11 protein-coding genes are annotated in these 12,743 nt (G+C 66.4%); 5 read left to right on the top strand and 6 right to left on the bottom strand.

The window, feature by feature from the left end; translation table 11 throughout:
* Positions 1-105: 105 nt before the first annotated feature.
* On the bottom strand, positions 106-423 hold the full coding sequence (locus tag EII42_RS07475; RefSeq protein ID WP_125171499.1) for a hypothetical protein: 318 nt from the start codon (positions 421-423) through the stop codon (positions 106-108).
* Positions 420-1,679: an amidase domain-containing protein gene (locus EII42_RS07470; RefSeq protein ID WP_125171498.1), complete on the bottom strand. Its 1,260-nt coding sequence runs from the start codon at positions 1,677-1,679 to the stop codon at positions 420-422. Before EII42_RS07470 ends, EII42_RS07475 begins: the two co-directional genes overlap by 4 nt.
* A gap of 181 nt (positions 1,680-1,860) precedes the next feature.
* Between EII42_RS07470 and EII42_RS07465 the strand changes: the two genes are divergently transcribed.
* Complete coding sequence (locus EII42_RS07465) at positions 1,861-3,201, top strand: MFS transporter (protein WP_233558311.1); 1,341 nt, start codon at positions 1,861-1,863, stop codon at positions 3,199-3,201.
* A gap of 128 nt (positions 3,202-3,329) precedes the next feature.
* Here the strand turns inward: EII42_RS07465 and EII42_RS07460 are convergent, their stop codons facing one another.
* From EII42_RS07460 to EII42_RS07450, 3 genes are all read right to left on the bottom strand, one after another.
* A complete protein-coding gene (locus EII42_RS07460) occupies positions 3,330-4,502 on the bottom strand; it encodes a Fic family protein (RefSeq protein WP_125171497.1) in 1,173 nt (390 codons plus the stop codon).
* A gap of 172 nt (positions 4,503-4,674) precedes the next feature.
* Positions 4,675-5,598, bottom strand: coding sequence for a ferrochelatase (gene hemH, locus EII42_RS07455; RefSeq protein WP_125171496.1), 924 nt, complete (start codon positions 5,596-5,598; stop codon positions 4,675-4,677).
* Positions 5,599-5,634: 36 nt separating this feature from the next.
* Positions 5,635-7,572 carry an alpha-glucosidase gene (locus tag EII42_RS07450; protein ID WP_125171495.1) on the bottom strand — a complete coding sequence of 646 codons (1,938 nt, stop codon included), beginning with the start codon at positions 7,570-7,572 and terminating at the stop codon, positions 5,635-5,637.
* Between the two features lie 148 nt (positions 7,573-7,720).
* On the opposite strand from EII42_RS07450, the gene EII42_RS07445 reads away from it, so the two are divergent.
* From EII42_RS07445 to EII42_RS07430, 4 genes are all read left to right on the top strand, one after another.
* A complete protein-coding gene (locus EII42_RS07445) occupies positions 7,721-8,614 on the top strand; it encodes an ABC transporter ATP-binding protein (protein WP_125171494.1) in 894 nt (297 codons plus the stop codon).
* Positions 8,595-9,566 carry a hypothetical protein gene (locus EII42_RS07440; RefSeq protein ID WP_125171493.1) on the top strand — a complete coding sequence of 324 codons (972 nt, stop codon included), beginning with the start codon at positions 8,595-8,597 and terminating at the stop codon, positions 9,564-9,566. Before EII42_RS07445 ends, EII42_RS07440 begins: the two co-directional genes overlap by 20 nt.
* 2 nt (positions 9,567-9,568) lie before the next feature.
* The gene (locus EII42_RS07435; protein ID WP_125171492.1) at positions 9,569-10,429 is read left to right on the top strand and encodes a hypothetical protein; all 861 of its coding nucleotides are present in this window, start codon (positions 9,569-9,571) and stop codon (positions 10,427-10,429) included.
* Positions 10,430-10,583: 154 nt separating this feature from the next.
* Complete coding sequence (locus tag EII42_RS07430) at positions 10,584-10,979, top strand: glyoxalase (RefSeq protein ID WP_125171491.1); 396 nt, start codon at positions 10,584-10,586, stop codon at positions 10,977-10,979.
* A 273-nt stretch (positions 10,980-11,252) separates the two neighbouring features.
* On the opposite strand, the gene EII42_RS07425 is transcribed toward EII42_RS07430, so the two are convergent.
* Entirely contained in the window at positions 11,253-12,653 is a 1,401-nt protein-coding gene (locus EII42_RS07425) for an ATP-binding protein (RefSeq protein ID WP_125171490.1), read from the bottom strand.
* Positions 12,654-12,743: the final 90 nt, after the last annotated feature.

Below are 12,743 nucleotides of genomic sequence, written 5' to 3'. Positions count from 1 at the left end.
TTCCCAGTCAGAGTGCGCTGCTCCGGCGCTTAACCCAATCGCTGCAACTGAGCCACGGTGGCGTGGTCGGTTACGCCCGAGTGAAAGGAAACACCAGGGACTCAGTCAGCTATCTGCCCCTCCCAGCGAAGAGAAGAACTTCTCAATGGACTCCGCCGCTTCCTGCTCCATCTGAGAAACGGAGTTGGCGGTTTGCGAGAGCTTGTCCGCGGTGTTCGAGACCTCGGAGGAGACGTCGTTGATTTGCTGTGCCACGGTGCCCGAGAAGCTATTGCAGCCGTCGGTCATCTGAAATCCTGAAGATGAGACGCTCACGGAGGAGACCTTGGTGGCCGACTTAGCCAAGTCGCCGGAAACTTCGGAAACATCCACGGAAAGCCCGGAGATTGCTCCGTAATTGATGTCGATGTTTGCAGTGCTCACCAGGTCTCCCTCGGTCGAACTATCACGATATTCTGGTCCCCCTTGGTGACGTTGGTGTGCGGCAGGCGGCCGTTGAGCGACACGTTGTCCCGGGAGTCGGTGTGCTGCGTGTACAGGATGTCACCGCTGGGAGTGACGCCTGTGACAATCGCGGCGTGACTGGTTTCTCCCTCCGCGAGGGTGGGGTGGTCGCCGGCCTGTTCCCAGTAGATGATGTCGCCTGGGCGAACATCCGATCGGTCGACTCTTTCTCCACCGTTGTTCAGGAAGAAGTTCTGGTTCGCCTCCGCGTTCACCCAACTATAGGTATGAGAGGGACCGAAATCTCGCCAAGAGGTGTCCCATTGGGAAAACTCGTTGTGCCCCCAGGCGTCGTCTTGGAGGGTGACCCATCCCTTGGGTTTCATGCCGGCAGCCTCAAGAGCCGACGAAACGAAATGGGCACAGTTGCTGTCGAAGATATCCATGTCCCGGTTATTGGCGTTGTCGAGCGCGAATTGCAGCATCGTCATGCGGTTGTAGCCGTCGTCGCCCTCCAACTCCCGTTTGACCTCCTCAGGCACACCCTCCATGCCGTATACCTCGAGAGGCAGAGCCAGCATGAACTGCTGCCGCTGTTCGTCGGTGAGGCCCTCCCACCACTCCCGCTGCTCCTCTGCGGAAGCGTCGGTTGGCATGGACTGTCTCATCAGATCCAACGTCGCCTGAGCAGTGCCGTCTAGCACTTCGTCACGCATCGTGTTCACGTCGTCCTCGTCAACGTCTCCGTCCTTGTCCACGTCTAGCGCGTGTTGCTCAAGCTCCCCAAGCAGTTTCGTCGCCTCGCTATCGATGGCGGACGCGTCACTCAGGATTCCCTGGATGACAGGGGTGTAGGCATCGGCTTCGGACTGTTTCGTCGGATCATGGGCTCTTACCTGGCCATCATCATTGACGTAGTAGGAGTGAGCCTCTGCTTGGATGACGGCCAACTCCAACTCGCGTCGTTGCGTCTGCATAGCCGCAACAAACCCGTCGAGAATGGACACAGCCCCACGCAGCTTCATCGCGAGGATCTCGCAGGAGCGGGCTTCCCGCTCCATCTCGTCTCGCGCCTTGCTCGCGTACTTGTCCTTCCAGTTGCTGGACAGCTTCTCAGAGTCGCGGCCATAGATTGTGTCTGCCTGTTCAGTCAGGTCTTGGGCGGAACTGGTGTAGGCCTGGGACAGGCGTTCGAACTCACCTGCCTTAAACCCAAACAGCTCACTGACTAGCATGTTCCATCCCCCTCGGTCCGATAAACCAGATGCCGGCTAAACCGTTTTACTCATGCTAGATCCGTCACGGGTTCACCTTCAAGGGCCGACGCGGTGGACCCCTCAACGGTAGAAGGGGCTCGCGGGCGAGATCTACGGACGCAACCCGCCATGCGGGGCCTCGATTGGCTAGCGTTGGACCGTGGCGAAACGAGCAAACGGTCAGCACCGGCCGGGTGAGGCCCTCCGGGCCAGGGCGGCGCGCTGGAGCAAGGTCATCTCCTGGGCGATGTGGGACTGGGCAACGCAGCCCTTCGCAACAGTGATCACCACCTTCGTCTTCGGCGTCTACATCACCAGCAAGGCCTTCGGCGACAAGGACCAGCTGTCGATCAACTACGGGTGGGCGATGGCGGGTGTCGGCGTGATCATCGCGCTGCTCGCTCCCGTCCTGGGGCAGGGCTCCGACCGCTCCGGGCGAAGGATGCGCAACCTGCTCATCACGACGATGCTGCTGGCCGTCATCTCCGCGTCGCTGTACCTCGTCGCGCCCGACCCTGGCTATTTCTGGCTCGGTGTCGCGCTGCTCGGCGTGGGCAACGTCGTCGCAGAGATAGCCAACGTGAACTACTACGCCGCCATCGACCAGGTGTCCACACCGGATAATGTCGGGCGCGTTTCCGGGCTCGGCTGGGGCATGGGCTACCTGGGCGGCATCATCATCATGTTGCTCATCGTTGCGCTGTTCGGCACCGACCTCGGCCCGGACGAGATCCGAATCTCGATGATCCTCTGCGGAGTCTGGACCGTGGCGTTCTCCATCCCGATCTTCCTGTTCATCCGCGACCGCAAGCCCCGGCCCAAGGTGAGCCGCGTCGGCCCGCTCGGCTCCTACCGGGAGCTGTTCCGCTCCATCCAGGATCTGTGGCGCACCTCCCGCCAAACTCTCTACTTCCTGATCGCTTCCGCCATCTTCCGCGACGGCCTGGCTGGGGTGTTCACCTTCGGCGCCATCCTCGCGGGCGGCACCTTCGGGTTCACCTTCGGCGAGGTGGTGATCTTCGGCGTGGTGGCCAACATCGTCGCCGGAATATCCACCGCAGTATTCGGCATCCTCGACGACCGCTTCGGCCCCAAGCGGGTGATCATGGCGTCGCTGATCGCGATGATCCTGGCAGGCTTTGCCATCTACCTGATGCACGCGCAGGGCAAGACGGTCTTCTGGGTGCTCGGCCTGGTGCTCACCATGTTCGTTGGGCCGGCGCAGGCGGCGTCGCGCTCCTTCCTGGCGCGGCTGGTGCCCGCCGGGCAGTCGGGGGAGGTGTTTGGGCTCTACGCCACCACCGGTCGCGCCATCAGCTTCCTGTCCTCGACGGCGTGGGCCGTCTCGATCTCCGTCGCCGTGTGGCGCACGGGCTTGGACAAGGAGTCCGCGCAGTACGCGGGCATCCTCGGCATCGTCCTCGTGCTGCTGCTAGGTCTGCTGGTGCTCATCCCCATCCGCGACCCGAAGCCGGCCGACGCGGCCGCGGCAGCCGAGTAGCCCGACGCCCGCCAGCGGCGGGCGCAACGCCTCGCCGGTCGGCGCTTTCCCCGCCCCGGCGTCGCCGCACGCCTTGCGGTCGGTGCGGCGGCGCCGATCCATGACTCGCGGACCGGGTCGCTGATCTCTCAGCCCGCGGGCAGGATGGGCTTGAACGCGTCAATGGTCCGAATGTTGGCGGCCCACTGACCCCGCTCCAACTTCCGCACTAGGCCGAGATCGAGCAGCCGCTTCAGGTCACGGCTCAGCATGCGTTCCGAGGACGCGTAGGCCGCCGCCAGGTCGACGTTCAGGCGGGGCAGGAGGGCCCGCGGCGTGGGCTCCTCTGGCAGCGCGAGAGCCAGCTCGCGGCGGCGGTCCTTCGTCTTGCCCGATGGCTCCCCGCGCATGGTCTCGTGAACGTAGTTCACCCACGCCGTCCGTCGCTGGACGGTCTGCACGTCGCCGATCTGCTCTCGCAGCATGTCGACGAAACCGGCCGCGCTGTAGAGCAGGAACTCGTCCACTTCGCCGCGCTTCGAGGCGGCATCCAGGCGAGCGTAGTAGTGCTGACGAGTACGGTTGTAGAAGTCGGACAGCAGGTTGGCTGACACCCACGGGACCGCACCGGAACGACTCAGGATGGCCACCTGCGCGAGTCTCGCGGTGCGGCCGTTGCCGTCGCCGAACGGATGAATCCAGGCGATGTACAGATGTGTGAACGTGGCCGCCAGGAACGCCAGGTAGAAACGTAGGTCGTCAGCGGTGTCCGGCTTGGCCGCCTGGACGAGGAAGGCGTCGTTGATCCACTCGCACAGCCGGTCAATGAGGTACGGCACGTCCTCAGGCGGCGCGCTCCGGTAGGCCCCGACGACGGTCTGAGTTTCGGTGTACCGACCCGGTGCCGCGTGCTCCTCCAGCTCAAGCCCGTCGAGGATGAGCCGGTTCTGCTCCTGCAACCACTCAGGCGTGAGGCGGAACGGTTCAGCCAGAGTGGTGCCGTCGAGCACCATCAGGGCGCGCAGGACGTTCTCCACCTCCTGCTGAAGGTATGCCTGTGAGCGGGGAAGACTACGACCCCGATCGAGTACGTCGTCGAGTTGTTCTTCGCTCAGGGTGTTGCCCTCGATGGCCGTTGTGGCCAGCGCGCCCTTGCGCAGGTAGACGCTCGCCAGCCGATCGGCTAGGCCCGGCTGCAGCGGGGTGCCGAACAGGTGCTGACACTTCGAATGTGCCTCACCCATGTGCGCCCACAACTGGTTCAGCTCCACCTTGTGCTGGAACGTCAGCCAGGGATTTTGCTGTTCATAGCGCCGCTCCATGCCCAGATTCTACAACTTGGGCCTATTTTGTCCGTAGGTAGCGCCATAAAGGGAGGTCTGTGTTCCTGTCCGGGCTGCCGCCAAAGGGGGTCGTTCGGTCGGCCACGGGGCCGGTTGGTCGCCGACGATCAGGGCGCCCGTCGTCGCCCAGCGGTCACCTCGTCGACGTGGGTCAGGCGGTGCGGAACACCTCGGCCAGCACCGCGCCCACCTCCGGGTGGTCGTTTAGCGGGGCCAGCCGTCGGAAGGACTCCCCGCCCGCGGCCAGGAACGTGTCGCGGTTCAGCAGATCCAGCTCGTCCAGGGTCTCGATGCAGTCGGCGACGAACCCCGGGGTGAGTAGCAGCAGCCGCTTCACCCCCTCGCCGGGCAGCTGAGACATGCGGTCCACCGTCGCGGGGGAGAGCCACGCGCCGGGCCCAAACTTCGACTGGAAGGACACCTCGTGGGGGATGTCGAAGCCCGCCATGATGGCCTCGGTGGTGGCCAGGCACTGGGCGCGGTACTCGTCGGGGCCGTGCACCTTGCGCTGCGGCACCCCGTGATACGAGAAGACCACCCGGTCCACGTCCTCGGCGGTCAGCTCGTCGCGCAACCGTGAGCGGTACCAGCCGATGAAGCCCTCCGCCGTGCCCCAGGAGCGCACCAGCTTGTGCCGCCAGCGGGCGTTCTCGGCAGCTGCATCGACCTGCTCGATGATGGTGTTGGTGGTGGAGGGCGCGTAGTGCGGGTACATCGGGATCACCGTGATGTGGTCGACATCCCAGCCGGCCACCGCCTCCGCGACGCTCGGGGAGGTGTAGCTCATCGCGTGGCGCACTTCGATGTCGGGCAGGGCCGCGGCGAGCAGGTCGCGCTGCGCGCGGGTGTACACCTCCAGCGGGGAACCATCCTCCAGCCAGATGTGCCGGTACAGGGGGGCCACCTTTTTGGGCCGCACCCGTAGCACGATGCCGTGCAGGATCGGCTTCCAGAGGAAGCGCGGGAAGTCCACCACCCACCTGTCGGAGAGGAAGCTGCGCAAAAACTCCCGGATGCGCTCCGGGGTGGGCGCGTCCGGGGTACCAAGTGCGACGATCAAGCATCCTTGCTTCATTGCGGAGCAGTCTATTGCCTGGGAGGGCGTTTTTACCTAATTCGCCTTCCTGGCGGGAACCACGCGGCTGACCGTCGCCTCGTAGGGGGCCATCGTCGGGCCGCGCCGCTCACAGGTGCCCGCGAGGACCGCGCAGGTCAGCGCCCGTTTCGGCCGGCTCAGCGGCCTGTCGGACAGATTCAACTCGACGAGGAAGGTCTCGTCGCCGAGACGGCGCAGATAACCGAAATAATGCCTGAGCCGCACGTCGAGGAACTCGATCTCGCCCACCGTGAGCGCCGGGTGTTGCCTGCGCAGCCGGATCAGCTGCCGGTAGTAGCTGAGCACCGAGTCTTCGTCGGCGGCCTGCTCGGCGACGGTGTAGCCGCTCGACTCCTCATAGAAGCCGATCCAGGGCTGCCCGGTGGTGAAGCCGTGCGTCGGGGTGTCGTCCCAGCGCATCGGAGTGCGCGCGTGGTCGCGGCTGCCCGTGATAACCCCGGCGAACGGATCCTCCCCGGCCGCTTCCAGCTCGCTCCACCGGTTCAGGGTCTCGATGTCGCGGAAGTCGTCGCGGGAGCGGAAGTCCTGGTTGGCGGCCCCCAACTCCTGGCCCTGGAAGATGAACGGGGTGCCGCGCATGGTGAGCAGCAGCGTGGCCAGGAGTTTTGCGACGGGGGTGCGCGCCTCGTCGCGGCCATCAACCTTGGACGTCATGCGCGGGTTGTCGTGGTTCTCCCAAAACACTGCGATCCAGTCGTTACCGGTTATCGCCCGGTGGTAGTTCACGTAATGCTGTTTCAATGCTTCCAGATCAAAGCTGGTTTCAGTCCAGCGAGTGCGGCCGGGCGAGTTCAGGTGATCGAACAGGAAGGTGAGGTCCAGCTCGGCGCGGTCCCAGCCGGTGAGGAGTCGCGCGCTCTGCACGCCGACGCCCGGGGTTTCGCCGATCATGACGCCGACGGGGTCGCGCCCTGGTGCCGGGGCCCAGCCATCACCGGGGCGGGTGAAGCCGTCGCGGCGCAGCTCTCGCAGGAACTCGTGCAGCCGGGGCCCGTGGAAGTAGTGTTCGATGCCGGGGTAGCCCGACAGCGCGCCGATCGTCGGATCGCCGTCGGCCAGCCCGGGCCGCTTGGAGATGAAGTTGATCACGTCGAGCCGGAAGCCGTCGATGCCGCGCGCCAGCCACCACTGCACCACGTCGGCGATTTCGCGTCGGACGGCGGCGTTCTCCCAGTTGAGGTCGGGCTGGCCGGGGGCGAACAGCCTGAGCGCCCACTTGCGCGGGCCCGGCAACCAGCGCCAGGCGGGGCCGGAGAAGTAGGAGACCCAGTTGTTTGGCGGGGTGTCCGGCGTGCCGTCGCGGAAGACGTAGTAGTCGCCGTAGGGGCCCGACGGGTCTGCCGCGGCCTGCTTGAACCACTCGTGTTCGGCGGAGGTGTGGTTGGCGACGAGGTCGAGGATTATGCGCATTCCGCGCTCGTGGCAGGCGGCGATCAGCTCATCGACGTCGGCGAGGGTGCCCATCTCGTCCATCACCGCGCGGTAGTCGGACACGTCGTAGCCCATATCCTCGTTGGGGGAGGCGAAGATCGGGGAGAGCCAGAGGCAGTCAATTCCCAGGTCGTGCAGGTAGTCGATCCGCTGAATGATGCCGCGAATATCGCCGATGCCGTCGCCGTCGCTGTCGAGGAAGGAGCGGGGATAGATCTGGTAGAACACCGCAGAGCGCCACCAGGGATGCTCGCCCGGGCCGGGTCCGTCGGAGGGCCGCTCGTCAATGGTGTTGAGCAGCCCGAGCAGCGCGGGCAGCACCCCGGTGCCCGCGAGGCGCCGCTCCAGCCACGCGAGCGCGGAGCACGGGAGGCGGCGCACGACAGGGTTGTCGACCAGCCAGCGGGGTTTGCGCAGGTCGAGGAGGATCTTGTTGATGGCGTCGCGCCCGACCGGGTGGTCGTAGAGGTCACCCAGCCTGGCCTTGCTCGTGAGTTGCATCCCACCATCGTCGCACCGCGACCGCGCAGCGACAGCAGCGACGCGCGGCCGTGTCGGGCGGGCGGGCGCCCATCGGCCGCGGCGCGGCGGCGCCTCCCGGGGTTCCTGCTAAGATTCGGCCCACGTCAGCAAACGCTCAAGGAGGAACGTGGCCGAGGGAAACTGTGCGTGTGGGGGGGCGCCCGCGATCATTGAACTGTCCGGCGTAACGGTCGGTTATTCGCCCGAAAGCATCATCTTCCGGGATGTTTCGCTTTCGGTGCGGGGCGGCGTGGTGAGCGCGCTGCTGGGCCCGAACGGTGTGGGGAAGACCACGCTGTTCCGGCTCTTCTGCGGCCTGCTTCGACCGATGAGCGGAACCGTTCGGGTGCCGGACGGCAGCGAGATTGGGGTGACGCTGAACCAGCCCGCGCTGCACCCGTGGCTGACGGTCACCGACGAGCTCGCGTTCTGGTGCAAGCTGCGAGGAGTCGACGTGGCTCGGGTCCCGGAGCTGATCGAGATGCTGGATCTCGGCGACTACGCGAAGGTGCGCTGCGCGAAACTCTCCCAGGGCACCGGACAGCGGGTGGCAGTGGCGTCGGCCCTGGTGACCAGGCCCAAATTGCTGATCCTCGACGAGCCGTTCAACGGCCTCGACCCGGACCAGGCCGCCAGCTTGCAGGACCTGATCAAGGACTACGTCGAAAAGAACGGGGCTTCGGCCGTCGTCTCCACCCATCTGCTCGACGACATCCAGTACCTCGCACGCGACGTTTTCATCTTCAACAAGGGTGAACTTGTGGCGGAGGCTCGCGACGTGCTGCCACCCAACCTGACCAAGGTGCTGGTCGAGGGCCCCGGCGACGGACTGGTCGCCGCCGGCTACGAGGTGGTGGAAACGGCGGGCGAGCGCTACGTCGCGGTGGACAACGACGAGCTGAGCGCTTTCCTGGCGCGTGCCGAGCAGCTCGCGGTGCGGGTGGTGGATGTGTGCCCGGCGCAGGGCGCGCTGACCAAGCTGTGGGGCGAGGCGGTGAAGCATGCGCGGCGCGGTAGCTGAGGTGGTCAGGGCGCAGCTGTTCGCGCTTCGACGCTACGCCGTCGCGGTGTTCGCCGTGCTGTTCGCGGTGGCCACCTTCATGGGGGTGGCGAACGGGATAGCCGTCACCAGCCAGGTGCGGGTCACCGCTGGAGAACTCGAAGCCTCGCGCGGCGCCGACCTCTCCGGGCCGTGCAATTTCTATGCCGAAGGTTTCACCTTCGATGCCTGCCAGGCGCACCTCAACACCCTGGAGAGCGCCCAGCTGGATGGCACCTGGGGAGACCCGATACTTGACCCGGTTCGCGGCGCGGCACGCACGAAGGACACCTTCTCGTCGCCGCGCGCCCTGGTCTCCGGGGCTCGGCTCGCCGCGACGGTGCTGGGCATGCTGGCCCTCCTGGTGCTGCTGGCGCCGGTCGTCGTCGGCGCGGTGAAGCGGCGGCCGCAGCCGCTGATGAAGGTCTACGTGGGCAGCCGGTCCCTCTTCCTCGGCAACACTGTGGTGGCGCTCGTGTGCGCCGTCGGGGTGTGGCTCACTTGCACGCTGGGTTGGCTCGTCGGCGGAAATGCTTGGCTGCTCACCTCGACCCCGGTACACGTGGCACACTCCGAACCCTTCCTGCTGCCGCTGGCGACCGGTGTTGCTGCGGTCGCTGCGGTGGCCGTGGGCATCAGTTCGGCGCTGCACTTCTTCAGCGACGCGGGCAAGGCCTTCTACGTGGTGCCCGGCGCGATCATCGTCGTGGCGGTCAGCGGCATCATCCCGGTGGTGCGCTACCTCAGCCCCGGCTTCTACCTGGCGGACAGCCTCGGGCTGGAACCCAGGGAAGATGTGACGCCCACCACGGACTACATGTGGGCGCCCAACTACTTCGGCGTCGGGTCAGGGATTTCCCTCCTCGTGCTGCTGCTGGTGGTGGCGGGGCTCAGCGTCGGGGCCTACCTGGCCACCCAGCGGAAGGTCGGCTAACGGTGGCCCTGGCGTCTGCCCTGTGGCAGCGGGTTTCGCCCGTCGCGGCGGTGGCTTTGCTGACGATGTTCGCGACGGTGGGGGCGCTCCTGCCGGTGGCCGACCACTACCTGCTGCTGCAGGAGACCGCACGCCTGGAGTTCTGCCTGGGGGCCGTGGACGAGTTCTGTCAGAATGCGCTTGGGCAGCTGGAGACGACGACGGCCGCCACGCGCTACGCCTTTTCGTTCAGCGGCGGCTGGCTCTCCGGTTCGATCGCCGGGGCCTCCTGGCTGGCTCTGGGCCTGGTGAGTGCCTTTGCCGCGCTGTACGCGCGCTCTTTCGGCGAACTGGGGCACTTCAGCCTGATGTGCGCCTACCGGGGAGCCAACCGCACGGTGGCCGGCATCGTCGCCTCCAGCGTCTTGCTGGGGGCGGCCGTGGTGACCGCGCTGTCCATCGGCGCCGGGGCGGCCGGTGCCGTGGTGGGCGCGGTGGGCGGGCTGGGGGAACCCGTCGGGGCGGAGGCATTCGGGTACTACGGCAGGGCGCTGCTGCTGAGCGCGGTGGCGGCCACCCTGGGCGCGCTGCTGGGGCTGGTGGTCACGCAACGCGGCTTCGCTTTCCTGCTGGCGTTCGCCTATCTCGGCAGCCCGGTGATCATCCGAACGCTGCCTCTGCTCACCAGATACACCCCCGGCGGTCTCGCGTCGGACTTCTTCGGGTGGCGGCCCGGCGACGGGGCGCTGAACATCAACAGCTTCGGCACCATGACGCCGAGCAGCTACTCCCCCGACGCCGCGCTGGCCCTGCTGCTCGCAATCACGGGGGCGCTGGGCGGCTACCTGTGGTGGCGCAGCATCCGTCGCATGAGCTTCCAGTAGTTGGCCAGCGCGTGCAGGCGGCACCCGCGCGTGCCGGGCCGGCTGGGCGGGCCAGCCGTGGAGGCCGAGGCCCCCGACGGTGCTCCCGGCGGACCCGGCTGAGGGCACCTTACCTTTCCGGGGGTGGGTGGCGGGGGCTCGGTAGGGTATCGGTATGCGCCCCGCGATTCATCATGTCGAGCTGTGGACCACGAGCCTGGCCGTCAGCGGTCCAGAGTTCGACTGGTTGTTGACGGCCCTCGGGTGGCGGCCGGAGCCGGTCGCGGGATGGGAGTCCGGGATGATGTGGCGTGCCGCGACGGGGGAGTACGTCGTGCTGGAGGAGTCGCCGGCGGTCTCCGGTGGCCTCGACCGGATGAACGCCGGCCTCAACCATCTGGCGCTCGCCGTGGCGAGCCGCGCACTGCTGGACCGTCTCCGCGACGATGCCCCCGCCCACGGCTGGAGACAGCTGTTCGCCGACCGGTATCCGCACGCCGGGGGCCCGGACAGCACCGCGCTCTACCTGGAGAACTCCGAGGGCTTCGAGGTCGAGATCGTCGTGCCGTGAGCCAGGGCTTCCGCAGGTTCGCGCCCGGGAGGAGCGTCTCCGGAACGCGAACAAGGGGCCGACGCGACGACGCCCCGCCCGGGAGACCGCCGAATCGTTCGTGTGCCGTGGTGGCCGGGCGGTGCCGGTTGGGGACGCCCGCGGTGCACCGGGGAGTCGGGGTGAGGCCGGGGACGGTTCACGTGGAGACGGCAACGCGGACCGAGACTGCGCCGAGCTATAACTCTAACATTGTTAGAGTACGTTACAGCTGGGGTGTGGCTGCTGGAGCGCTCACAGCGGCCGCCACGTCGCCCGTGGATCCCTGGGGGAGTCGCCCTCCCACACCACGAGGTTGCTCTCACGTAGCTTGTTGAGGCTGCGCAGGACGGTGGGGCGTGCGAGTCCGACCAACTCGACGATCTGTCCCGTGCCCAGCGGGCGCTGGACCACGCGGAGAGCATCCCAGACCCGCATGGCGGACGCCCCTAGGGCCTGCTCGGTTTCCCGTGAAATCGCGTTGCTGGCAAGAAGCGTCAGCCGCACCGCGGACGACGACTGGGTGTACAGCGGATCGGTTAGGCCGGCGACACGCATCTCGCTGAATATCCGGCGAATCCCCTCGCCCAGTTCCTGGGTGATTCCCAGATCTGCCGCCACACGGGTGATGCGTGGATTGCGGGCGTTGCGGCTGATGGATTCCGGGTCTGCGGTGTCGGCGAGGCCGGGGAAACGTCCCGGGCTTGTGATTTCCATGCGATTAGGGAAGATCTCCACCCGAATATGGTCGCCGCTGATGCTGTACGAGCGGTGCACGACAGCGTTGACGAGGCCCTCCAGCCAAGCGTCGCGCGGAATGATCGGTGTGCTCTCGAATCGGCCGGAGGAACCAAGAACTTTTCTCCTGGGCAGCAGCTCCTCTACGGCGGTCAAGGCAAGCTCGATTTGTTGCGGCAAAGGGCCCTCGCACCGGATGTCGGCTCCCGCCTCAAGATTTTGGTGACGTCCAGCGCCTCGCTCGTTTTCCGCGTAACGCAGCACCCGCACCTGTGCATTTGGGTATATCACCTGCGGGCGGGCGGAGAACAGCAAGAAGCCCGCCACTGTGATGTCCCCGCTGCGCGTCAGGAGGTCCCGCGCACGGAGGGCTCGTTCGGTGGAAGAAGAGCCCAAGGCGAGTTGATAGTTGTGCAACTGCTTGGGGTCGAGGTCGGCTACCGTTGCGCCGGGCGCGGGAGTTCCGTCGAAGCTGGCGACATTCCGGTCCCATTCGAGTTCCTGGCGCTGGGCGTAGGTCAGGCGACGAGACTCGTCGCCGATGCGTTGGTAGCACTCCCCCCGATGGGTCTCGTGGACATGGTCGCTCGGCGGTACGTGGAAGACCAACACCCGGCCCTGGCTGGTGCTCAGCTCGTGGACCATGGCGCGGACGTTTGGTGAGGTGAAGTTCATTGCCGCCTGGCGAAGCTGGTTGTCAGCCGAATCAGAGACCGCGTCAACGCGGCCATCCGTCAAACCCACGACGATGGTGCCGCCCTCAGCATTGGCCATCGCGACCAACGGGACGGCGAAGTCCTGGGGTTTGACCCGGCCGGATTTCCGCTCGAACCACTGGTTCTCGGGCAGCGTACTGAGGCGCGCGGCAGCTTCATCGGGAGGAAGCGTGAGAGCTTGATCAACTTGCGCCGGAATCATGACCTAACTCTAACATTGTTAGAGTACGTTACAGCTGGGTCGGGTTGGGCGGCCCAGCGCGGAACCACGCATGGGCCGCCCCCGGCCGAA

Origin of the sequence: Tessaracoccus sp. OH4464_COT-324 (genome assembly GCF_003932855.1) — a bacterium.
Taxonomy (GTDB): Bacteria; Actinomycetota; Actinomycetes; order Propionibacteriales; family Propionibacteriaceae; genus Arachnia.
Note: the sequence above shows the minus strand (reverse complement) of the source record. Positions and strands in the feature narration are given on the sequence as shown.

Excerpts from the sequence above, each read along its gene's own strand:
- EII42_RS07470 (WP_125171498.1), bottom strand. The coding sequence starts at position 1,679 with ATGCTAGTCAGTGAGCTGTTTGGGTTTAAGGCAGGTGAGTTCGAACGC.
- EII42_RS07460 (WP_125171497.1), bottom strand. The coding sequence starts at position 4,502 with ATGGAGCGGCGCTATGAACAGCAAAATCCCTGGCTGACGTTCCAGCAC.
- hemH (WP_125171496.1), bottom strand. The coding sequence starts at position 5,598 with ATGAAGCAAGGATGCTTGATCGTCGCACTTGGTACCCCGGACGCGCCC.
- EII42_RS07450 (WP_125171495.1), bottom strand. The coding sequence starts at position 7,572 with ATGCAACTCACGAGCAAGGCCAGGCTGGGTGACCTCTACGACCACCCG.
- EII42_RS07440 (WP_125171493.1), top strand. The coding sequence starts at position 8,595 with ATGCGCGGCGCGGTAGCTGAGGTGGTCAGGGCGCAGCTGTTCGCGCTT.
- EII42_RS07430 (WP_125171491.1), top strand. The coding sequence starts at position 10,584 with ATGCGCCCCGCGATTCATCATGTCGAGCTGTGGACCACGAGCCTGGCC.
- EII42_RS07425 (WP_125171490.1), bottom strand. The coding sequence starts at position 12,653 with ATGATTCCGGCGCAAGTTGATCAAGCTCTCACGCTTCCTCCCGATGAA.